This is a genomic window from Bradyrhizobium sp. SPXBL-04 (assembly GCF_051853035.1).
Classification (GTDB): Bacteria; Pseudomonadota; Alphaproteobacteria; order Rhizobiales; family Xanthobacteraceae; genus Bradyrhizobium; species Bradyrhizobium zhanjiangense.
Genome location: NZ_CP182472.1, coordinates 5,053,549 through 5,075,279, shown reverse-complemented (window position 1 = coordinate 5,075,279; position 21,731 = coordinate 5,053,549). Strand labels below are relative to the sequence as shown.

22 protein-coding genes and 2 pseudogenes are annotated in these 21,731 nt (G+C 64.6%); 15 read left to right on the top strand and 9 right to left on the bottom strand.

Translation table 11 applies throughout. The features are described from left to right. Positions 1-6 precede the first annotated feature (6 nt). Positions 7-126: pseudogene (locus ACNJX8_RS24185) on the bottom strand (cupin domain-containing protein); the annotation flags it as partial. A 137-nt stretch (positions 127-263) separates the two neighbouring features. Here ACNJX8_RS24185 and ACNJX8_RS24180 point away from each other — a divergent pair. From ACNJX8_RS24180 to ACNJX8_RS24170, 3 genes are all read left to right on the top strand, one after another. Beyond that, complete coding sequence (locus ACNJX8_RS24180; RefSeq protein WP_439357015.1) at positions 264-1,280, top strand: esterase; 1,017 nt, start codon at positions 264-266, stop codon at positions 1,278-1,280. Positions 1,281-1,482: 202 nt separating this feature from the next. Then, on the top strand, positions 1,483-2,511 hold the full coding sequence (locus tag ACNJX8_RS24175) for a putative zinc-binding metallopeptidase (protein ID WP_439361964.1): 1,029 nt from the start codon (positions 1,483-1,485) through the stop codon (positions 2,509-2,511). Continuing rightward, on the top strand, positions 2,508-3,542 hold the full coding sequence (locus ACNJX8_RS24170) for a D-alanine--D-alanine ligase family protein (RefSeq protein WP_439357014.1): 1,035 nt from the start codon (positions 2,508-2,510) through the stop codon (positions 3,540-3,542). Before ACNJX8_RS24175 ends, ACNJX8_RS24170 begins: the two co-directional genes overlap by 4 nt. Before the next feature lie 76 nt (positions 3,543-3,618). Here the strand turns inward: ACNJX8_RS24170 and ACNJX8_RS24165 are convergent. Further along, positions 3,619-4,100, bottom strand: a pseudogene (locus tag ACNJX8_RS24165) (cupin domain-containing protein). A 40-nt stretch (positions 4,101-4,140) separates the two neighbouring features. Here ACNJX8_RS24165 and ACNJX8_RS24160 point away from each other — a divergent pair. The 3 genes from ACNJX8_RS24160 to ACNJX8_RS24150 all read left to right on the top strand — a co-directional run bounded on the left by ACNJX8_RS24160 (position 4,141) and on the right by ACNJX8_RS24150 (position 6,364). Next, positions 4,141-4,428 carry a hypothetical protein gene (locus ACNJX8_RS24160; protein ID WP_128934333.1) on the top strand — a complete coding sequence of 96 codons (288 nt, stop codon included), beginning with the start codon at positions 4,141-4,143 and terminating at the stop codon, positions 4,426-4,428. Beyond that, entirely contained in the window at positions 4,425-4,853 is a 429-nt protein-coding gene (locus tag ACNJX8_RS24155; RefSeq protein WP_439357013.1) for a PIN domain-containing protein, read from the top strand. Before ACNJX8_RS24160 ends, ACNJX8_RS24155 begins: the two co-directional genes overlap by 4 nt. 290 nt (positions 4,854-5,143) lie before the next feature. After that, positions 5,144-6,364 carry an MFS transporter gene (locus ACNJX8_RS24150; RefSeq protein ID WP_439357012.1) on the top strand — a complete coding sequence of 407 codons (1,221 nt, stop codon included), beginning with the start codon at positions 5,144-5,146 and terminating at the stop codon, positions 6,362-6,364. Positions 6,365-6,385: 21 nt separating this feature from the next. On the opposite strand, the gene ACNJX8_RS24145 is transcribed toward ACNJX8_RS24150, so the two are convergent. The 6 genes from ACNJX8_RS24145 to ACNJX8_RS24120 all read right to left on the bottom strand — a co-directional run bounded on the left by ACNJX8_RS24145 (position 6,386) and on the right by ACNJX8_RS24120 (position 12,225). Beyond that, positions 6,386-6,772 carry an ester cyclase gene (locus ACNJX8_RS24145; RefSeq protein WP_439357011.1) on the bottom strand — a complete coding sequence of 129 codons (387 nt, stop codon included), beginning with the start codon at positions 6,770-6,772 and terminating at the stop codon, positions 6,386-6,388. Positions 6,773-6,828: 56 nt separating this feature from the next. Continuing rightward, complete coding sequence (locus ACNJX8_RS24140; RefSeq protein ID WP_091894945.1) at positions 6,829-7,701, bottom strand: bifunctional helix-turn-helix transcriptional regulator/GNAT family N-acetyltransferase; 873 nt, start codon at positions 7,699-7,701, stop codon at positions 6,829-6,831. Positions 7,702-7,770: 69 nt separating this feature from the next. Continuing rightward, the gene (locus ACNJX8_RS24135; RefSeq protein ID WP_439357010.1) at positions 7,771-8,715 is read right to left on the bottom strand and encodes a hypothetical protein; all 945 of its coding nucleotides are present in this window, start codon (positions 8,713-8,715) and stop codon (positions 7,771-7,773) included. A gap of 15 nt (positions 8,716-8,730) precedes the next feature. Continuing rightward, positions 8,731-10,056 (bottom strand): HlyD family type I secretion periplasmic adaptor subunit, encoded by a 1,326-nt coding sequence (locus ACNJX8_RS24130; protein WP_439357009.1) that lies wholly within the window; start codon positions 10,054-10,056, stop codon positions 8,731-8,733. Further along, positions 10,053-11,795 carry a type I secretion system permease/ATPase gene (locus ACNJX8_RS24125; RefSeq protein ID WP_439357008.1) on the bottom strand — a complete coding sequence of 581 codons (1,743 nt, stop codon included), beginning with the start codon at positions 11,793-11,795 and terminating at the stop codon, positions 10,053-10,055. Before ACNJX8_RS24125 ends, ACNJX8_RS24130 begins: the two co-directional genes overlap by 4 nt. 127 nt (positions 11,796-11,922) lie before the next feature. Then, positions 11,923-12,225: a hypothetical protein gene (locus ACNJX8_RS24120; RefSeq protein ID WP_249761180.1), complete on the bottom strand. Its 303-nt coding sequence runs from the start codon at positions 12,223-12,225 to the stop codon at positions 11,923-11,925. A gap of 591 nt (positions 12,226-12,816) precedes the next feature. On the opposite strand from ACNJX8_RS24120, the gene ACNJX8_RS24115 reads away from it, so the two are divergent. The 6 genes from ACNJX8_RS24115 to ACNJX8_RS24090 all read left to right on the top strand — a co-directional run bounded on the left by ACNJX8_RS24115 (position 12,817) and on the right by ACNJX8_RS24090 (position 17,806). Next, the gene (locus ACNJX8_RS24115) at positions 12,817-14,481 is read left to right on the top strand and encodes an acetolactate synthase large subunit (protein WP_249761181.1); all 1,665 of its coding nucleotides are present in this window, start codon (positions 12,817-12,819) and stop codon (positions 14,479-14,481) included. Between the two features lie 202 nt (positions 14,482-14,683). Beyond that, positions 14,684-15,031, top strand: a complete 348-nt coding sequence (locus ACNJX8_RS24110) for a Lin0512 family protein (RefSeq protein ID WP_128934323.1) — start codon at positions 14,684-14,686, stop codon at positions 15,029-15,031. Between the two features lie 4 nt (positions 15,032-15,035). Continuing rightward, entirely contained in the window at positions 15,036-15,728 is a 693-nt protein-coding gene (locus ACNJX8_RS24105; RefSeq protein WP_439357007.1) for a GNAT family N-acetyltransferase, read from the top strand. A 71-nt stretch (positions 15,729-15,799) separates the two neighbouring features. Beyond that, entirely contained in the window at positions 15,800-16,984 is a 1,185-nt protein-coding gene (locus ACNJX8_RS24100; RefSeq protein WP_439357005.1) for a serine hydrolase domain-containing protein, read from the top strand. A 79-nt stretch (positions 16,985-17,063) separates the two neighbouring features. After that, entirely contained in the window at positions 17,064-17,288 is a 225-nt protein-coding gene (locus tag ACNJX8_RS24095; protein ID WP_439357003.1) for a YgaP family membrane protein, read from the top strand. Continuing rightward, positions 17,285-17,806, top strand: a complete 522-nt coding sequence (locus tag ACNJX8_RS24090) for an RNA polymerase sigma factor (RefSeq protein ID WP_439357001.1) — start codon at positions 17,285-17,287, stop codon at positions 17,804-17,806. The genes ACNJX8_RS24095 and ACNJX8_RS24090 overlap by 4 nt, the downstream gene beginning before the upstream one ends. Before the next feature lie 87 nt (positions 17,807-17,893). Here the strand turns inward: ACNJX8_RS24090 and ACNJX8_RS24085 are convergent, their stop codons facing one another. Beyond that, positions 17,894-19,234, bottom strand: a complete 1,341-nt coding sequence (locus ACNJX8_RS24085) for an RtcB family protein (RefSeq protein WP_439356999.1) — start codon at positions 19,232-19,234, stop codon at positions 17,894-17,896. Positions 19,235-19,740: 506 nt separating this feature from the next. Here ACNJX8_RS24085 and ACNJX8_RS24080 point away from each other — a divergent pair. The 3 genes from ACNJX8_RS24080 (at position 19,741) to ACNJX8_RS24070 (ending at position 21,730) form a co-directional block, all read left to right on the top strand. Next, positions 19,741-20,406 (top strand): DUF429 domain-containing protein, encoded by a 666-nt coding sequence (locus tag ACNJX8_RS24080; RefSeq protein WP_439356998.1) that lies wholly within the window; start codon positions 19,741-19,743, stop codon positions 20,404-20,406. A gap of 383 nt (positions 20,407-20,789) precedes the next feature. Then, positions 20,790-20,936, top strand: a complete 147-nt coding sequence (locus tag ACNJX8_RS24075) for a hypothetical protein (protein WP_164939681.1) — start codon at positions 20,790-20,792, stop codon at positions 20,934-20,936. Between the two features lie 89 nt (positions 20,937-21,025). Further along, positions 21,026-21,730 carry a glutathione S-transferase family protein gene (locus ACNJX8_RS24070; protein WP_439356997.1) on the top strand — a complete coding sequence of 235 codons (705 nt, stop codon included), beginning with the start codon at positions 21,026-21,028 and terminating at the stop codon, positions 21,728-21,730. Position 21,731: the final 1 nt, after the last annotated feature.

Below are 21,731 nucleotides of genomic sequence, written 5' to 3'. Positions count from 1 at the left end.
CTGACGTCACACCGGATACGGCGTGCCGTCCTTGTGCAGGAAGCGGCCGTCGGATGCCGGGCTCATCATGTCGATATCGGAGCAGGTGATGAGGTCGTCTTGCGAACGCGAGCCGACTTCGAGATAAATCACTGAGAACGCAGGGGCGGCTACTGCACATGGGGATTCTCGAATTTTTGTTGGCGCGGCCGAATTTGCCCTGCATCGGCGCTTCGCATAACAATGCTGCCAACAAGAAACATCGAGAACGGAGGAAGCACCTCATGCGCAGGACCCTGATCGCCCTGGCAACAGCCATCGCATCAGCAACGCCGGCCGCGGCCGACTATCTCGTCAAGGAGGTCGGCAGCTTCCACATCGGTGGGCGCACCGAGACGCTGAGCGGGCTTGCCTCGAAGGAGATCGTGTTCTCGCCCGGCGCGCCGCCGATCAAGGTCGATCCGAACGGCGAGTTCGAGGTCGAGCAGATGTATGTCCAGTTCGTCAAGCTCGCGCAGCCGAAGTCGAAACTGCCGCTGCTGCTCTGGCATGGCGGCGGCCTCTCCGGCGCGACCTGGGAGACCAAGCCCGACGGTAAGCCGGGCTGGCAGCAGTTCTTCCTCAATGCTGGTTATGACGTCTACGTCTCGGATGCGGTCGAGCGCGGCCGCGCTTCCTGGGCGCGCTACCCTGAAATCTTCAAGAGCGAGCCGTTCTTCCGGCCGAAGAAGGAGGCATGGGAGCTGTTCCGGATCGGGCCGAGCTACGAAGTCGGCGGCAAGCGCGAGGCGTTCGAGGGCGAGCAGTTCCCGATCGAGGCGTTCGACCAGTTCGCCAAGCAGGGTATTCCGCGCTGGGCCACGAACGACGCTGCCACGCAAAAAGCCTATGACGCGCTGGTGCAGAAGGTGTGCCCCTGCATCATCGTAGTGCACAGCCAGGGCGGCAATTTCGGCTTTGCTGCCGCGCTCAATGCGCCCCACAAAGTCAAGGCGCTGATCGCCGTCGAACCGTCAGGCGCGCCTGATCCCGCCAAGGCCGATGCCGCAAAACTCAAGGGCGTGCCGCATCTCATCGTGTGGGGCGATTTCCTGGACAAGGTCCCGGTGTGGTCGAAGCTCGTGGTCAATCCGACGAGATGGGGACAGGCGATCGCGGCGACCGGCGGCAAGGTCGATACGTTCGAGCTGCCCAAGATCGGGATCAAGGGCAATACCCACATGATGATGATGGACCGCAACTCCGACGACATCGCCAGGCTGGTCAACGATTGGATCGGAAAGCAGGGCCTCGCCAACTAGGGCATGTGCTCACAAGCGTTGGGCTTCCGAGCCCAACCCGGAACTCGTCCCGCCTGGACGTTAACGGCGGCCGATGACCCCAAGCCCATGCGGGCCGCTGAACAACGGCACGTTGCCGGCGCGTTGCGAAGGGTCGAGTTGTTGTCAGCAGCATCCTATGACATCATCTAGCTACCGGGTTGTTAGGACTTCCAGATCCGCTATGCCACGCCGGAAATATCGTTGGGAACGGCTGTCGGATGATCAGTTGCTCAAGCAACGGCTCAGCAGCCTGGGGGTTGCGGTCGAAGGCACTTGGCTCGAGGATTGTGTCAGCACTCTCCACGAAGAGCTCGAAGAGCGGGGCATCCGGCTGCGGCCACATACATGGATCTCGAGCGAATGGTTTAGTCCGGCGGGTGTTCCCGGCATTGCCATCCCATTTTATCTCGCCCATCCCCGCTTGATGAAGCTCGAGAAGAAGATGATGTTCGATGTCGAGGGTGGAACTTGGCACGAGTGCATGGCCATCCTTCGTCACGAGGCGGGCCATGCCATGCAGCACGGCTACCAATTGCAGCGCCGCCGGCGCTGGCAGCAGCTGTTCGGCCCGTCATCGAAACACTACCCGCGCTACTACCGGCCCAATCCGGCCAGCCGGCGCTATGTCCAACATCTGCGCCTCTGGTACGCGCAGAGCCATCCCGACGAAGACTTCGCCGAAACTTTTGCAGTGTGGCTGCGGCCGCGTTCGAACTGGCGGACGCGATATGCCGGTTGGCCAGCGCTGAAGAAACTCGAATATGTCGACGAGCTGATGGGCGAGATTGCGGGAAAGCGACCGCTGATCACCACGCGAGAGCGTGTCGACCCGCTGCGCCAGCTCAGCGAAACACTCGAAGACCATTACAAGAAGAAGCAGGCGTTCTACGCCTTCACGCCGCCGAAGACCTACGACCGCGACCTCTCCAGGCTCTTTTCCGCCGACCCACGGCATAAACGTGGAAAACCGGCTTCGGTCTTGATCAGGCGACACCGCGCCCAAATCAGGCAATTGGTCGCGCGGTGGACGGGCGAGAACCAGCTCACGCTTGATGCCGTGCTTGACGACATGATCTCCCGCTGCCGCGAGCTCGATCTGCGTGCCGTCGGACCGGAGCAGAAGCTCGTCCTCGACTTCACCGTCCTCGTGACCGCCAAGACCATGCACGCGCTATTCGGCCCATCGCGCCGCAAATGGATCGCACTATGAGACGGCTTCGCATTCTGGTGCTCATGCATCCGGACTTCATGCCACCGGACTCGACCGACGGATACACCGCGCAACAGATCAACGAATGGAAAACAGAATATGACGTGGTGAGCACCTTGCGCGCGGCCGGCCATGAGGTTCGCCCCCTCGGCGCGCAGGAGGAAATCAGGCCGGTGCGCGACGAGATCGAGAGCTTCAAGCCGCACGTGGCCTTCACGTTGCTGGAAGAGTTCCACTATAACGTTGCCTATGACCAGCACATCGCGAGCTATCTCGAGCTGATGAAGGTCCCGTATACGGGCTGCAACCCGCGTGGTCTGATGCTGGCGCGCGGCAAGGACCTGTCTAAGACGCTGGTGCATCATCGCCGGATCGCGGTTCCGGCCTTCGCCGTCTTCCCGATGCGCCGCAAGGTCAAGCGACCTGCACATCTCGCGCTGCCGCTGATCGTCAAGAGCCTGAACCTGGATGGATCCTTCGGCATCTCGCAGGCATCCATCGTCGATACGGACGAGAAGCTCGCAGAGCGGGTCGCGTTCATCCACGACCGGAGCGAAACCGCCGCCATCGCCGAGCAGTTTATCGAGGGGCGCGAGCTTTATGTCGGCGTGCTCGGCAATAATCGGCTGCGAGTTCTGCCCATTTGGGAGCTAAAGTTCGGCAGCATGGGCGGGCGCAGGTCACGGCAGATCGCCACCGAAAAAGCCAAGCACGATACCGATTATCAGGAGCGTGTCGGGATAGTCGACGGACCGGCGACGGACCTCGCACCCGAAGTCACCGCTCGCATTCAGCGCACCGCAAAGCGCATCTACCGGGCGCTTGGGCTCGATGGATACGCGCGCATCGATTTTCGCCTCACAGCCGATGGCACGCCGTATTTCATTGAGGCGAACCCCAATCCCGAGATCGCAAAGAGCCAAGAGTTCGCTACGGCGGCTCGGCATGACGGACTTAACTACCCGGACCTGCTGCATCGCATTCTGGCTCTCGGAATTAGCCGGGCAAAGGCGGGCGTATCCGTAGGCTGAGAGGCAACGCGAGACGGGCAGCATGTCGTTGCATCTCCCGACCCAGATGGCCCGCTGCGCGGGCTCATGAGTCCACCTAGTCCGGATACGGCGTGCCGTCCTTGTGCAGGAACCGGCCGTCGGATGCCGGGCTCATCATGTCGATGTCGGAGCAGGTGATGAGGTCGTCTTGCGAGCGCGAGCCGACTTCGAGATAGACGTCCGTCGTGTTCGACCTGTTGATCATGTGATGGCCGTTGCCGCTTGTCTTTGGGAAAGCCGCGCAGTCGCCCGCGCGCAACACGGTTTCGCCGTCGTCCTCGATCAGCGTCACTTCGCCTTCGAGGATGTAGACGAATTCGTCCTCGCGCGAATGCCAGTGCGCTGGCTCGACCAATTGCCCGGCGGCAGGCGCATCAGGTTGATGCCGAAGTCCTCGAGGCCTCCGGCATTGCCGAGCCGCTGCCGGATGCGGTCGGCGCATGGGGCGCTGAAGGGCGCGGGATAGCCGGAGCCCTTGCGAGCATGCCGAGATTCCGATCGTTGGTTGCCGGGACGGGCGCGTTCGGCGCAAAGCATCTTGCCGTTTGTTACATATGGGCGTATGTAAGTCAGCATCATGGCTCATATCAGCATCCGCGATCTACAGAAGATTTCCGGTGAAGCCATCGGTGCGTTGCCCGGCCCGACGGCCGTGAAATCGGGTGAGCGGACGGTCGGGCTTCTGATCCCGCTCAAGGCGACCGATCCGGAGCGCTTGGCGGCCGTTCTGGCGCGTGCGGAACGACTGGCCAAAGGCCGCGACGCGGCTGCGGACGATGCGGCGCTCGCCGGCTTCGGCGAGGTCGATCCCGTCGACTGGTCGGTTGCGGCCGTGAAGGCCCTGACGCGCAAGCGGAAAGCGTGAGACGGCCGACGACTGTCGTCATCGATGCGGCCATTCTGGTCGCCGCGGTTCGCGGCCGAAGTTCGGGCGCGCTTTTGGCCGCCGCCGGAAAGGTGATCCTCGTGACGACGGATCGTGTCGTTCAGGAGGCGCGTCGGCGCATCGCGCTCGGCTTGCAGCGCCCCGAACTGCTCGATGTGCTGGATGATCTATCGGAGTTGTTGACGATCGTTCCCGTTGCATCGTTGGAGCCGGTCATCGCCCGGTGCGAGGGGACTCTTCGCGATGCCGTGCCGAGCCGCAATGGATCGGTGCGCGATGCCTATGTGCTCGCGTTGGCGTGGAGCGTCGAGGCCGATGTCTGGACCACCGACCGCGACTTCGCCGGAACCGGCGTCGCAACATGGTCGACGCCCAATTTCATGCGAGCGCTAAGCGAGATCTGAGCATCGAACCGGGCAGGATACGTGGCGCACCGAGGATGGCGAAGTTCGATCGCAATGAGATCAAGTTCAGCGGGATGATGCCATTGTGCCGGTGTTTTGCCCGACGCGTCAAATCGCGGTCGCAACGCCGTAAGTCATTGATCCGGCAGGGGCCGGCTACTGTGCATGGGGTTGTTTTTCGCAAATTTTATTGGCAGGTCACAAAAGCGTGCGGCAAAAACGACGTTGCGCTGTCGGCCGGCGCTGTTCCCGTTCGTCTTCCACCCAGACAGATCTGACGGGAGACCAAAATGACTCAATCCCCCTACCGCTGGGTGATCGTCGCCGCCGGCGGCCTGCTTGGCTGCGTCGCGATCGGCGGCATGTTTTCGCTGCCGGTGTTCTTGCAGCCGATCACGAAGGACACCGGCTGGTCGGTGACCGGCATCTCCAGCGCGATGACCATCGGCTTTCTGGCCATGGCCTTCACCAGCATGGTCTGGGGCACGCTGACGGATAGATTCGGGCCGCGGCCGGTGGTGCTGACGGGATCGACGGTGCTGGCGCTGAGCCTGTTCGCCGCGAGCCATGCGGCCTCGCTGATCGTATTCCAGTTCGTGTTCGGCCTCCTGGTCGGAGCGGCCTGCGCGGCGATCTTCGCGCCGATGATGGCGACCGTGACCGGCTGGTTCGAGACCCAACGCAGCCTCGCTGTGTCGCTGGTCTCGGCCGGCATGGGCATGGCGCCGATGACGATGGCACCGTTTGCGGCCTGGCTCGTCTCCGGCCACGATTGGCGCACCTCGATGCAGATCGTCGCGCTGGTGGTCGGCGCCATCATGATCCCGGTCTCGTTCCTGGTGCGCCGTCCGCCGGCGCTCGCGCATGCTGCCGCTGCACCAAAGGGCGAGGGCGCGGAGCAGGGCGAGTTGTCAATGGGCGAGGCGCTGCGCTCGCCGCAATTCTTGATCCTGCTCGCCACCAACTTCTTCTGCTGCGCCACCCATTCCGGCCCGATCATCCACACCGTCAGCTATGCGGTGAGCTGCGGCATTCCGCTGGTCGCGGCGGTGACGATCTACAGCATCGAGGGTTTTGCCGGCCTGGGCGGCCGCATCGCCTTCGGCGTGCTCGGCGACCGCTTCGGTGCCAAGCGGGTGCTGGTCACGGGTCTCCTGCTCCAGGCATTCGGCGCGCTCGCCTATGTCTTCGCGCATCAGCTCGCCACGTTCTACGCGGTCGGCGCCGTCTTCGGCTTCATCTATGCCGGCACCATGCCGCTCTACGCCGTCCTCATTCGCGAGAACTTTCCGCTCAAGATGATGGGCACGGTGATCGGCGGCTCCGCGATGGCCGGCAGCCTCGGCATGGCAACCGGCCCGCTCGCAGGCGGCCTGATCTACGACGCGTTCTCGAGTTATGCTTGGCTCTATATCGCCTCCTGGGCGATGGGCCTCGGCGCCTTCCTGATGGCGATGACGTTCCGCCCATTCGCAAAGCCGCAAGGCGAGGCCGCACCAGCGCCGGCGTAAGTTCGAGATCGAGGCGCAGCGTCAGAGCTGCGCCTCGATCGCCGCCTTGTCGATCACCGACCAGACCTGCCGGATCTTTCCATCGTGAAACGCGTAGAAGACGTGCTCGCAAAAGGACACGCGCTTGCCGTTCACGTCGAGGCCCAGGAATTTTCCGGCCGGCGTGCAGTCGAATGTCAGCCTGCAGGCTATGGTGGGCGGATCCGAGGTCAACAGCGCGATGTTGAAGCGTAGGTCCGGAATCTCGCGGAAATCCTGCTCCAGCATCGCGCGATAGCCGGACAGGCCGAGCGGCCGGCCGTTGTGAACGACATCGTCATGCACGAACCGGCCGAGGGCCGGCCAGTCCTGCCGGTTCAGGCAGGCGATGTAGCTGCGATAGGTCTCGGCGAGATCGGCGCTGTTCATCGTGAAGCTCCCATGCTGCAAGCACGACGCAGCAGAGGCGAATTCGCCTCGCGGCGTCACAGTTGCTTTTCGAAGAACAGATCGGGGTAGGGATCGTCATTGAAGCGCGGAATCTCGCGCCAGCCGGTGCTGCGGTAGAGCTGGCCGGCCTCGGGCAGCGCGCTGTTGGTGTCGAGCCGCAGCAGCGTGATGCCGAGCTCGCGCGCAGCATCCTCGGTCGCGTCCATCAGGCGGCGGCCGAGCCGCAACCCGCGCGCGGCGGGCGCCACCCACAGCCGCTTGATCTCGGCATAGCCGTGATCGGTGCCCTTCAATCCGACGCAGCCGATCGGCAGCGTGTCCGAGATCGCAACGATGAACGTGCCGCGCGGCCGGCGCATGTCCTTGGCATCGGGATCGCGCGAGCGCGAGACGTCAAAGCCCTGCTTGAAGCGGCGTCCGAGCTCGGCATAGTACTCGCCGAGGCAATGGCGGGCCTCCGCGCTTTGCGGGTCCATCTCGTCCAGCGTGACACGCTCGCGCGTCAGCGCGGAGGCGATCAGGTCCATCGCCGCCAGCAGCGCCTCGGCTTGCGAGTGTTGCGCCAGAATGCCATCGGCCTGCGCGTTCGACAGCGCCTCATAGGCCGCGAACTCGCGCCGGCCCGCGCGCGTGAGCTTTGCCATCCGCCGGCGCGCATCGTCCTCGCGCGCGTTGGTCTCGATCAGCCCTTCGTCCTCGAGGCTGCGGAGCAGCCGGCTCATCAGCCCGGAATCGAGGCCGAGATAGTCGCGGATCTCCGCCACGTCCGAGCGTCCGTGCCCGATCGCGTTGAGCACCCGCGCCGCGCCGAGCGGCCGGCCACGCCCCAGGAACGAGGTGTCGAGCGCACCGACGGCAGAGGTGACGGCGCGGTTGAAGCGGCGGACGCGGGAGACAGGGTCGAGCATAATGTCTGACTTTAGTCAGATATGTCCGGCTGTCAACGCGAACTGCCCCCGGCGTCGATTTGGAATGCCCTAGAAATGATGCACGCCGAGCGCCGAGAACGCGCCGTCGTGGATATCGTGGCTGTCGCTCGGCTGGCCAAGAAAGCCGAGATGCATCGTCAGCGGTGGCAGCGTCGCCATCGGCACCGCGCCGGCTGTGTCGAGACCGCTGATATCGGCATGGTGCGTCGTGGCGCCGTCATGGTGCGAGGCCGGCGGCGTGCTCACGATATCCGTGACCAGCGCGTTGAACAGGTCGGGGGCGGACGCGTCATGTATGTCGCCACCGACCGAATGCAGCAAGCCGCCGACGAGGCCAGTGACGCTGTCGGTGAGCTGGCTAATCGTTCCAGTTACGGCCGACGTCAACTGGGTCACTGTCGTGCTCAGACTGTCCAGCGTGTGCGACACCGCCGCCAGCGAGGTGTCGACAAGGTTCGTGATCGTGCTGCCGAGCTCGTGCAGTGACGACGCCGGATCGATGGAGACGGAGGTCGCGACATCGGCGTGCGTGGAGCTGGTGCTGATTCCTCCAGAATGATCGGATGCGACGGGAGCGATGGGAGCCGCGGCGTGACTGTCAGCGGGAGCCGTCGCGCTGACCGGGATGTCCCGGGTGGCAGCGACTTCGACGCCCCCATCGGCATGCGACACAGCGACATCCGCGACGTCCATATGAAGCGCTGTTGACGTTGCGTCCGCCGGCGGTGCGCTCGCATCGGCATGTTGATCGCCAGAGATCGGTTGGTGGTCGCCCGGCATCGTCTCCGCCGGCGTCGGATCGCCAAGGTGCGCGGGGGTGGACGGCAGATCCAGCGTCCGTTGAGCATCGCTGCTGCCATGATGTCCGGCGGCCTCGGCCTCCTTCAGGAAGGCGACCAGAGCGGTCATGAATGCGACCGTCTCTTCCGTCGTGATGTTGCGGGCAATCTCGGCCTTTTCGGCGCGGCGGTTGTTCTGCTCGGATGCAGCCATCGGCCTTGCTCCTGGTCAGCGTTCGCGGAAGGCGCGGGTCAGCTCGTCACGCAGCGGCCCGAACAGATATTCGAACAGCGTGCGCGGCCGCGTCGGCACGATCACCTCGGCCGGCATGCCCGATTGCAATTCGATGCGCGACTTCTTGACGTCCTCCGGCTCCAGCGAGACCTCGACGGCGTAATAGCCAGGGCCGCCGGACTTGTCGTTGGTAACGCGGTCGGCCGAGACCGTTCGCACGGTGCCGTAAAGGCGGGGCCGCTCGACATAGTTGACGCCGGTCAGCCGGATTTCGGCGCGGCGGCCGACCGTGACGTCGTTGATGTCGGACAGCTTGAGTTGCGCATCCGCGATCAGCGGATTGTCCGATGGCACGATGTCCATGAGCTTTGCGCCGGGCTGGATCACGCCGCCTTCGGTGAACACGTCGAGCCCGACCACGGATCCGGTCGCAGGCGCGCGGATTTGCGTACGGGTGACGACGTCGGTCGCGGCGTCGATCTTCGGGGCGAGCTCGGCGAGCTTGTTTTCGGTCGAGCGGAGCTGATCGGTGATCTCGCTCATCCGGGCACGCTCGGCCTTGGCGATCTCGGCCTCGTTCTGCGCGATCTGCTGCTGCATGCCGGCAATGCTGGCGCGCTGCGCGCCTATGTCGGCCTGGAGCTTGGCGTTCTCGCGCTGCAAGGCCAGGATTCGCGTCTTCGGCGTGTAGCCCTGTTCATACAGGTGCTGCGCACCGGTCATCTCGTCAGAGAGCAATTCGCGTTGCTTCTCGGTGCCGGTGAGCTGCGCCTGAGTGCCGTCGATCTGCGCGTTCAGCTCGGCGATCTTGCGCCGGAGCACGGCGGTCTCCGCTTCGAACTGGTGCTTTCGCGCGGCCATCATCGCAATCTCGTTCGCCATCGCTTGCCGCAGCGCGGGCCTTGCATCCTTCGGATCGACGCCGAACTCCGGCGCGGCCTGGCCGTCGCGCTCGGCCATCAGACGCGCTTGCGCCGCGCGCGAGGCGTCGCGGTCGGCGACCAGCACGTCCAGCTTGGCGCGGGGATCACTGTCGTCGAGCACGAGCAGCAGCTGCCCCTTTTCGACGTGAGCGCCGTCGCGGACCAGAAGCTGGCGGATCACGCCGCCATAGGGATGCTGCACGCTCTGGCGTCGTCCCTCGACCTGGAGATTGCCGCTGGCGATCGCCGCGCCCGAGATCGGGGCGAGTGTGCCCCACAACATCATGGCCGAAGCGAATGCGCCGACCACGATCGCGCCGACCAGGGCCGGCCGTCCCGGCCGCGCGTAATAGGCGCGCTCGCGGTCGGCGATATAGGTTGCACCGAGCGTGCTCATGATGCGGCCGCCCGTGCGGCAGCCTGCTGCTGCAAGGCCTGATAGACCTCGCCGGGCGGGCCGAGCATGTCGAGCATGCCGCTTCGCAGCACCATCATGACGTCGACGATGTCGAGGATCGTGGTGCGGTGAGTGATGACGAAGACGGCTGCGCCGTCGGCCTTGGCGCTGAGCAGCGCGGCCTTCAGCGCCTCTTCGCCGGGCCCATCGAGATTGGCGTTGGGCTCGTCCAGCACCAGCAGTGGCGGGCGGCCGAGCAGGGCGCGCGCGAGGCCGAGCCGCTGCCGCTGGCCGCCGGAGAGACCGACGCCGCCGACGCCGAGCCGAGTGTCGTACTGCCGGGGCAGGTCAAGCACCATGTCGTGAATGCCGGCGCGAACGGCAGCGTCGATGATCTCGTCGGTCGAAGCATCGCCGAAGCGCGCGATGTTCTCGCGTACGGTGCCGGCGAACAGGCCGACATCCTGCGGCAAATAGCCGACATGACGGCCGAATTCGACGGGATCCCAGTGATTGTAGTCGAGCCCGCCGAAGCGCAGCCGCCCGGCAGCGGGTGCCATCGCGCCGACCAGGAGGCGCGCCAGCGTGCTCTTTCCCGAGCCGCTCGGGCCGACGATGCCGAGCGCTTTCCCGCCGCCGAGCTCGAAGGACAGGCCTTTCAGCACCGGTTCAGGCCGTGACGGCAATTCGCAGACGAGCTCGCGCACCTCGACCGTGTTGCGCTGCTTCGGCACGATGGTCTGCGGGGTGGAGAGGTCGATGGTGGCGAGCAGGTCGCGCACCTGCGTGTAGGCGTCGCGCGCGCCGATGAACTGCTTCCAGGTGCCGACCGCCTGCTCGACTGGGACCAGCGCACGGCCCATGACGATGCTGGCCGCAAAAATGGTCGCGGGGGTGATGGCATGGTCGATGGCGAGCCAGGCGCCGGCACCGAGCATGAGGGATTGCAGCAACAGGCGGAAGAACCGGATCGACGAGGTCATCACCGCATTCTTGTCGCTGGCGACCGCCTGCTGCACCAGCATCGCGGAGCGCTGGCTCTGCCAGTTGCGTTCGACCGCCGGCTGCATGCCCATGGCGCGGATCACGTCGGCGTGGCGCAGAACGTTCTCGGTGAAGACGTAGGACTGGTTGCCGGATGCCTCGGCCTGCTTCATCGGATTGCGGGTCAGGACCTCGTTCACGCCTGCGAGCCCCAGCAGCAACAGCGCGCCGATGGTGGCGACGAGGCCGAGCAGGGGATGGATGAAGAACAGCAGCAGCAGATAGATCGGAATCCAGGGCAGGTCGAACGCGAAATAAATGCCGGAGCCCGTGACGAAGGTGCGGAACTGGTCGAGATCGCGCAGCTGCTGGGCGCCACGCGAGGCGCCGCGCTCGGCCGATCGTACCACCAGCGCTTCGAACACGCGCGTCGACAGCTCCATGTCGAGCCGTATGCCGCAGCGGATCAGGATCCAGGCGCGCACCGCGTCGAGGCCTGCCATGGTCAGAAGCGCGATGGCGAGGATGAGGGTGAGCAGAACGAGCGTGGAGATGTTCTCGTTGAGCAGGACGCGGTTATAGACCTGCATCAGATAGAGCGGTGAAGAGAGATAGAGCAGATTGATCGCGCTCGAGAACAATCCGGCCCAAAGAAAGTGCGGCCAGAGTTTCTTGAGCGCCTCGCGCACGTCGTCGCCGCGACGATAAGGCTGCTCCGCCGCCTCGTCCGCGACCGTCAAGAGCGCTGCCGCCATCTGAATGTCCTTAAGGTGTCAAAAGAGTCTGCAGGGTCTGTGTCTGCGCCGGGGGCGCTGGCGGCTACGCATGGCGTGACGTGGGGCCGAGGCCCCACGTCACTATCGGTCATTGGGGAATTGCTATTCAGACCAGACCGTGGAGGAGGCCACCGACATCGAGATGGCCGACGTCCGCACTAAGGCCGACCGCGGTCGGCGCGGAGATCGATGCGTCGATGCCGCCGGTTCCCGCAAGCCCCGACGCGGAGACATCGATGCTGGGGTTGGTCTCGATCAGCGCTCCTACATCGAGCGTGTGGGACAGATCGACCGAGCCGCTGGCACCGGCCGTTGCACTTCCACCTGCATCGGCGACGCCTGACAGCGTACCCGTTGCTGTTCCAAGCAGGCCATCGACCGTGCCGAGCAGGTTTCCGAGAAGAGCCATGTGAACTCCTTTGAGGTTGGCAGTTGAGATCGCGACAGAAGAGTCGCTGACCATGAATCCTTCGCGCTGCCAAAGGTTGCGGACTCATATGCGGCCATTTGGTGCTGATTTGTTGGGTGAGGAACTTCGGCCCGGGAAGGGCAGCGCGCCTGACTCGTTGAGCTCGTAGAAGAGATTCGCAGCGCGGATCAGCGAAGCGAAATCGGAAAACCTCGGACTGCACTCCGCGCCGCAACGGTCTCGTGCCCCGGACGCTGCGCAGCACGAAGTGATGCGCTGCAGAGCCGGGGGCCATGCATCAGCGAGTGCGCGCCCTGCTGGGTCCCGGCTCTGAGCTGCAACGCCAAGAGCGTTGCAGCGCGTCCGGGACACAAGAGGGAGGTATGCCGCCACTCGACCCTCCGTCATTGCGAGCGCAGCGAAGCAATCTAGAAATGTATCCGCCGAAAAAGTCTGGAATGCTTCGCTGCGCTCGCAATGACGATGTTGAAGTGGTCGCGCGCCGCTTTGTGAGTTGTGTCCGCGCCGCGAGCCGCTACCATAGGCCCTTCCTGTGACACGCAGGAGTCAGCACAGCAAGCGGGGACAAACATGAGCGGACAGGACCACAAAGTCAAAGGATCGGACCTGTTTGTCGCGGCGCTGGAGAACGAGGGCGTCGACCGCATCTTCGGTGTACCCGGCGAGGAGAATCTCGATCTCGTCGAATCGCTCCGCACCTCCAGGATCGAGCTGGTCCTGACCCGCCACGAGCAGGCCGCCGCCTTCATGGCCGCCACGCATGGGCGGTTGACCGGCAAGCCCGGCGTATGTCTGTCGACACTTGGACCTGGCGCACTCAATCTGTCCACCGGCGCGGCCTATGCGCATCTCGGCGCGATGCCGATGATCCTGATCACCGGCCAGAAGCCGATCATGAGCAGCCGGCAGGCGCGCTTCCAGATCGTCGACGTGGTCGCGACCATGAAGCCGTTGACGAAGCTGTCGCGGCAGATCGTCAGCGCCTCCAGCATCCCGACCGTGGTGCGCGACGCCTTTCGCGTCGCGATGGAAGAGCGGCCGGGGCCGGTGCATCTCGAGTTGCCCGAGGATATCGCCGGCGATGAAGTGCCCGCCGCCCCGGTCATTCCGGTTCACCCGATCGAAATTCCGGTCGCCCATCGCGCCGCACTCGACCGTGCCGCCGAGATGATCCTGGCTGCAAAGCGCCCATTGGTGATGATGGGCGCTGCGACCAGCCGGCCGCGGTCGACGCATGGCATCGCAAGCTTCGTGCGGCGGACCGGCATTCCCTTCTTCACCACGCAGATGGGCAAGGGCACCGTGCCCGGCGGCACCAATCTCTATATGGGGACCGCCGCGCTATCCGAACGCGACTACGTCCATGACGCGATCGATGCCGCCGACCTGATTGTTGCGATCGGCCACGACCCCGTCGAGAAGCCGCCTTTCATCATGGGGCCGGCGGGGCCGAAGGTGATTCACGTGAGCTACACGCCGGCGAGCGTCGAGCTGGTCTATTTTCCCGACGCCGAGGTCGTCGGCGACGTCGGCCCGAGCCTGGAGCTGCTCGCCGACCGACTCGAAGGCAAGCTGCCGCAGGCAGCGGCGCTCTTGCCGTTGCGCGAAGAGATCCTCAGTCACATCGCCGATCGCGCCACCGAGGCGCGCTGGCCGCCGACGCCGCAGCGGATCGTGCATGACATCCGCCAAGTGATCCCGGAGAACGGCATCGTCGCGCTCGACAACGGCATGTACAAGATCTGGTTCGCGCGGAATTACCGCACCCGTGTCGCCAACACGTTGCTGCTAGACAACGCGCTGGCGACGATGGGTGCCGGCCTGCCGTCGGCGATGATGGCCGCGATGCTCCATCCGGACCGCCGCGTGCTCGCGGTCGCCGGCGACGGCGGCTTCATGATGAATAGCCAGGAGATGGAGACTGCCGTCCGCCTCAAGCTCAATCTCGTCGTGCTGGTGCTCGAGGACAACGCCTATGGCATGATCCGCTGGAAGCAGGCGGTCGATCATTTTGCCGATTACGGCATGACCTTTGGAAATCCGGACTTTGTCGTCTATGCGAAGGCCTACGGCGCCAAGGGGCATCGCATCGCGAGCATCGACAGCTTCGGCCCGACGCTGGAGGCGGCCTTCCAGGAGGGCGGCGTGCACCTGGTCTCGATCCCGATCGATTATTCGGAGAACGTGCGGGTGCTGGTCGACGAGCTGCGGGCGCATGAGAAATCGAAGGCGTGAGTCGATGCTCTCACCACCCTCGTCATTGCGAGCGCAGTGAAGCAATCCAGAATCTTTCCACGGTGACAGTCTGGATTGCTTCGCTGCGCTCGCAATGACGAGTTCGTGGCAGCAGCTCGTCCCAATAAATCAACTGCACTTGTGTCACGCTCCTTAATCGCCGACACTCGCAAATCACCAAACCAATGACAGGAATCAGGAAATGACTCGCGTTCGTTGTGTCACCGAGATGGGCATGGGCGTCGATGTCCACGGCAGGGACGCCACCAAGGCGGCGAAGCGGGCGGTGTCGGACGCGATCAGGCATTCGAGCCTCGGCTTTTTCCGGATGATCGGGAAGACCGCGAATGACATGTTCGTCGACGTCACGATCGGCGTGCCGAATCCGGAGGCCGTCGACAAGGAGGCGGTCGCCAAGGAGCTGCCTTACGGGACGGTGACCGTCACCGCGGTCAAGGGCGGGCTGGAGGTTCCCTCGGCCACAGAAGTGGCCAACGACCCCATCCTCATCGCCAATGCGGCGGTGATCGTCAGCTTCGAAAAGGACTAGGTCGGTGTCCGACAGCGATGTGGCGCTGCTGGATCGTCCGATCTGGAGCGCGCTGACAACCAGCCAGAAGCATCTGGCCGAAGGCGGCCCGCGCGCGCTGCGCTATCCCGTGGACATGACGCCGTTTGCCGACATGGTCGACATGTCCGAGGCAAGCTTTGCCGCGCTTGGCGATCTCATGTCGGGCTCGCAGGTCGCGGCGTTGTTCACGCCGGAGCCCGTCGACGTGCCCGCCGGCTTCAAAATCGTGCTCGCCGAAAGCGGCGAGCAGATGATCGGATCGCCGGCCGACAGCCCCCTCCGTGATGCCGAGATCGTCACGCTGGGGCCCGCCGACGTGCCTGCCATGATGGCGCTGACCGAGCTGACCAAGCCCGGTCCATTCGCGCTGCGCACGCACGAACTCGGCACGTTCTTCGGCATCCGTGCCGGCGGCGAACTGATCGCGATGGCCGGCGAGCGGATGAAGCCGGGAAAATTCGTCGAGATGACGGCCGTCTGCGTGCACCCTGATCATCGCGGCCACGGCTACGCGCAGGCGCTGCTCGCGGCGGTCGCGCGGCAGATCGAGGCGCGCGGCGAATTTCCGTTCCTGCACGTGTTTTCCAAGAATACGTCCGCCATTGCGCTGTACGAGCGGCAGGGCATGCGGATTCGGCGTCGCCTGCACGTCACTGCGTTCATGAAGGAAGGATAGCGCTCGCGGGGGAGGTCTTTATTTCCTGCGAATTCCCGCTATATCCGACCCAACGATAGTTGGGGAAACACATGGACGCCAGGACACCTGATTTTTCCGCCGCGCGGACGGCAATGCAGCGTTATGTCGATCAGGAGATCATCCCGGGTGCATCCTGGGCCGTGCTGCGGGGCCGCGATGTCGTCGACCAGCAATGCGTCGGCTTTGCCGATCGCGAGGGTAGCACTGCGCTGCGGCCCGACCACATCTTCCGCGCCTTCTCCAACACCAAGATCTTCATCACCTGCGCCATCATGCTGCTGGTCGAGGAAGGCCGCGTCGGGCTCGATGATGCCGTCGAGAAATTCCTGCCGCAGCTCGGCCATCGCAAGGTGTTGAAGCCGGGCGCTGCGAGCCTTGCCGATGTCGAGCCGGCGAGGAGCGCGATCACGATCCGCCAGCTGCTGACCCACACGTCCGGGCTCAGCTACGGCATCTTCGATCCCGGCACGGTGCTGTTCAAAGGCTACAACGAGGCGCGCGTGCTCAATCCGCTGACGCCGCTCGCCGACATGATCGACCGGCTTGCCGATCTGCCGTTGTCCTATCATCCCGGCACCGGCTGGGAATATTCGGTGGCAACCGACGTGCTCGGCCGTGTCGTCGAGGTCGTCTCCGGCCAGCCGCTCGACGCCTTGCTCAAGGCCCGCATCTTCGATCCGCTCGGCATGATCGATACCGGCTTCCACGTGCCGGAAGCGCAGCAGGGCAGGCTGGTCGCACTCTATAACGGCGCTGACGTGCTTGATCCGATGAAGCCCGGCCTCACGCGGGCCGATCATCTGCCTTATCCTCAGGCCTATCGGCGGCCGTTGCCGCGGTTGTCCGGCGGCGGCGGTCTGGTCTCGACCCTGGCCGACATGCTGGCGCTGGTGCGCGCGCTGCTGCCCGGTTCGGATGCGCTGCTGAAGCCGGAGTCGCTGCGGCAGATGATGACGAACCAACTGCCCGCCGGCCAGACCATCCGCTTCGCCAATCTCGGGCCGATCCCCGGCAAGGGCTTTGGCCTCGGCGGTGCCGTCACCTTCGCGCCCACGCCTTTCGATCCCCCGAATTCGATTGGTGAATTCCAGTGGGGCGGGCTTGCCGGCACCCATTGGTGGATCTGCCCTGAGGCCAACACCGCCGGCGTGCTGATGACCCAGCGCTACATGGGCTTCTGGAATCCGTTCTTCTTCGAGTTCAAGCGCCTGGCTTATCAGGCGGCCGGAGGCTGACCGCGAAAAAATCTCCCGACACTGCGAATCCTTTTTGGGGATCGCGCCCTCTTGATGGTCGAGACGATCAGTCTCGGCCATGTCGGAGGATGTGATCGGATTCTACAGGAAGAACATCGGCGGCCCGCATCAGGCGGTGCGGATCGTCTTGGGTGTCGCGGTCGCGGTCGCAGCGTTCGTCTATCTCGCCGGCACCGCGGCGTGGCTGGTCGCGCTCGGCGGAGCGGGCTTAGCAGTGACCGGCCTCGTCGGCTATTGCCCGATGTGCGCGGTGGCCGGCATCGGCAAGGGAGGGGCATCGTGAGCGCGGCTGCGATCTCGCCAAATTTGTTCGAGGCCGCGCGGCTCGGCGACCCCCAGGCGATCGCGTCTCTGCTGGAGACGGCACAGCCCGACATCCGCCGCGATGCGCGGGCGACCTGCCGCAGCTCGGCGGATGCCGAGGATGCGACGCAGGAAGCGCTGTGGATCCTGTTCCGGCACGTCGGGACGATCCGCTCGCTGCTGGCGTTTTCGGCTTGGCTGTTCAGCGTGGTCCGCCGCGAATGCCTGCGGCTCGCGCGCAAGGCAGGCCTTGCGCCGGCGATCGACGACGGCGAGGCGGAGGCGGCACTGCTGGCTCGCCCGGAAGCCGATCTGCGGCTCGATGTGGCCGCCGCCTTCGAGGCGCTGCCACCGCACTATCGCGACGTCGCCCTGATGCGCGACGTCAAGGTGATGACCATCGACGAGATCGCCGTCGCGCTCGGGGCCTCCAGGCAGACCGTGAAGGCCCGTCTGCATCGCGCCCGCGCCCTGATGCGCGAATATCTGACGAGATGAGACACGGCGCAAAGCCCGTTCGCGCGTCACCGGACAACACACAAAAATGCTGCGAGTGGGGGGCCTACCTCCCACTCGCTGTTTGCGTCAGTCCTTCCACGGATCGAACTCGCCTTCGCCGGCCATGGCGACGGCGAACGGCCGCAGCGTGTGCAGCACCCGCACGGTGCCGGCGTGCTGCGCCAGCACGTCCGGCAGGCGGCGATAGGCCATCGGGCTCTCATCGAGGTCGGCACCAACAAGGGTGATGCCGCGTTCGCTCAGCCAGCGGTCCATTTCCGCGCGCGAGAAGCGCCGCTTCGCCTCCCGTCGTCCGAACAGGCGGCCGGCGCCGTGCACGGTCGAGTACAGCGAAGCCTTGGCCTGCGGACTGTCGACGCCTTCGAGGATGACGGCATCGTCGCCCATCGAGCCGCCGACGAATCCCCTCTGGCCGGGAAACGCCGGCGTCGCGCCCTTGCGCACCACCCACAGATCCTTGCCCTCGTGGGTTTCACGCCAGGCGTAATTGTGGTGGTTGTGCACGCTCTCGATCACGCTGCCGCCGATGATCTGGCGGACCCGCTCGACGACCCACTCGCGACCCGCATAGGCGTAACGCCCGGCGAGATGCATCGCCGCGATGTAGCGGCGGCCGAGCTCGGACTCCTCGTCGACCACGGCGGGCGGGACGTTCATGCCATCCTTGCCGCCGGCAGCCTTGAGGTAGCGCGTCGCGGAGGTGTGTCCGAGGCCGCGGCTTCCGAAATGGACGCCGATCCAGACAAAGCCTTCCTCGTCACGCATGAGGTCGACATAGTGGTTGCCCGATCCGACCGTGCCGAGCTGGCTCATCGCCTTCTGACGGTAGGCCTCCATGTCGCTCTCGCGCCAGGCATCGCCGTCGTCGAACAGCTCATGCTCGGCCCGCTCGGCATTGGCGCGGCCGACACCGAACGAGATCGTCTTGGCGACGTCGCGGATGATCGTGGGCACGATGTTGGCGATGTCGTCGAAGCGTGTGTCGAGCTTTGCGGCCATGTTGCCGCAGCCGATGTCGAAGCCGACGCCGGAGATGCTGATCTGCTTCTCGTAGGCGATGACCCCGCCGACCGGCTGGGCATAGCCGAGATGGCCATCGGCGCAGATCACGCCGGATACGACATTGCCGACCGTCATGCAGTTGCGCATCTGCGCCACGGTCGCCTCCTCATGCGGGCCGAAGATCTTCAGCGGCGCGTTCTGGAAGCGCGCCTCCTGCGGACGCAGGTTCGCGATCTCGCTCGCGGCGGTGTTGGCTTCGCGGGCGAGATGCTCCTTGCGCGCGGCGTCCCGGTACGAGCACCAGGCCGGCTGGCCGCGTCCTTCGCCGACGCGCGAGTCGGGATCGATGCCGGCGGCGAGGCAGAGCTCGCGGGCGCGTTCCATGTAGGGATCGGATCGTCGCATGGTCTTGAGTCCTGCTTGGCCCCGGGGCGCAGTCCCGCGTCCGGGGTCGTTGTCGTTGCGCATCAATTAAACGCCGTCTCCGACGCAGCGATCCACGCAACCGTGGCGCCTCAGAGAAGCCGTTGAGGCGAGTCCAGGCGGTTTGGCACGCGCATCGTTTGCGCGAGCCCCGGGATCTGGGGTCTCCGGTTCCGGCCATTGCCGGGATGTCTGAATGGGCCGCGCGGCGGGCAACAAAAAACCCTCCGGAGCGGTAGGCTCGGGAGGGTCCGTGAGAAGCGGACTGTCGATCTTGCGGTCAGGCAAGATCGCTCCCATGAGCCAGGCATGCGCAATCGATTGGCCGCAGGCCATTCGACAGTCGCGCAAATCTTTCGTAGCTGTGCTTCATCACTGGGTTCATTGTTTTCGCGAACGGAAGTGATCGCGAGGGCGCGGGACATACGCCCGCAACTTGCGGGCGTCAAGCGGCGCGCGTGAGAAATTGGAAATGACGGACACACGACGTGCCAACCTATCTCGGCCTTGATGGATTTCGCTTCGGCTGGGTCGCGGCCTGGATCGATGAGCGCGGCGATCACGGCTTCGATTATTCACCGGGCCTGACGCGCCTGCTCGTGATGCCGCATGCGCGCGCAATGATCGACATGCCGATCGGTTTGAATCCGAGCGGCTATCGCGCTTGCGATCTGCGTGCACGCGAATTGATCGGGCCTGCCGTATTTCTCGGCGCGCGCCGCGACCTCTGGACATTTCCGGATATGGCTGCGGCCAATCGCTATTATTGGGCGCGCGAGGGCGAGGGCAGGGGCGTATCCGCGCAGCTCTGGAACATCAGGGACAAGATTAGGGACGTCGACGCGATCATGACGCCGGCGCGTCAAGCCAGCATCGGCGAAGCCCATCCGGAGTTGATTTTCTGGAATCTGGCAGGACGAGTCCTTCTTGCGAAGAAGACATCGGCGCAAGGCCGCGAACAGCGCATCGCGCTCCTGGAGCAGCGCGGATTCACGCGCCTGCCCAAATGGCTGACGCTTCGCTACCGCACCGGTATCGGCCGCGATGATCTCATCGATGCCTGCGCCTGCGCGGTCGCGGCGCGCGATAGCACGCAACGTGTCGGCGACGACGAGATCGATCCGCGGGGGCTGAGAATGGAGATCAACTATTGAGGCTTCCGTGGCCCTCGCGATCGCTTCCGTCTCCCGCGTGGCAGCGACGGGCATGGCTCCGCTTCACATCAACGCCATCGTCGTCCAGTCTTGCTGCTCTCTCCTCGTACTCCTCGGCCATTGACTGCAACCGCCGCGCGGCTGCGTTATGCGCGAGTTCGCCGGCGACACGGCGACATCGCTCAGCATGGTCGAGCAGGGCGCGCTTCTCGATGCTCATCCGGCGATAACGCTTGGAAGGCTCAATGGTCCCTGCGCGGGCGGCTGGAACAGTGCGATGGCCTTGTCTCGGAGAGTGGGAAAATGCGGCAATATTTTCAAGCGGGCGAGGAACATGGTCCTTGAACGGTCGTTGGCCAATGACTGTTGAGGGACAAAATACCATGTACGACGTCTGCCAATTGGCGACCGCGATGCTGGCGATTGCCTTTACGGCCCTGCTGTTGATCACGGGTCAACGGTTCATCGAGTACCGACTGCAACATGACGCAAGGACTCCGATCGTGGCGATGGCAACGCTGCCGCCATAAGCGAGGGCTCGCAGGGACGGATAGTGACTTGCGCCGCACGGCGTCCTGCCTAGATTGAGCACGCCTCAGTCCATGCATCAAAGGTCCCGATGTCCGCTCTATCTGCTTTTCCCATCACCAAACGTTGGCCGGCGAAACATCCCGAACTGCTTCAGCTCTATTCGCTGCCGACGCCGAACGGCGTCAAGGTCTCGATCACGCTGGAGGAGATCGGATTGCCTTACGAAGTCCATCTCGTCGATTTCGGCAAGGACGACCAGAAGACGACCGAATTCCTCTCGCTCAATCCGAACGGCAAGATCCCGGCGATCCTCGATCCCAACGGCCCCGGCGGCAGGCCGCTGCCGCTGTTCGAATCCGGGGCGATCCTGCAATACCTCGCCGAGAAGACCGGCAAGCTTCTGCCGGAGGACGCCGCACGCCGCTACCAGGCCATCCAGTGGGTGCATTTCCAGATGGGCGGCATCGGGCCGATGTTCGGCCAGGTCGGCTTCTTCTACAAATTCGCCGGCAAGGAGTTCGAGGACAAGCGGCCGCTCGAACGCTACGTGGACGAGTCCAAGCGCCTGCTCGGCGTGATGGAGGCGCATCTCGCCGGTCGGCAATGGTTCATGGATGACGACTACACCATTGCCGACATCTCCATGCTCGGCTGGGTGCGCAATCTCATCGGCTTCTACGGCGCCGGCGATCTCGTCGCATTCAGCCAGTTCAAGTCGGTCGGTGCTTGGCTCGAACGGGGCCTTGCGCGTCCGGCGGTGCAGCGGGGGCTGAACATTCCGAAGCGGCCGTGAG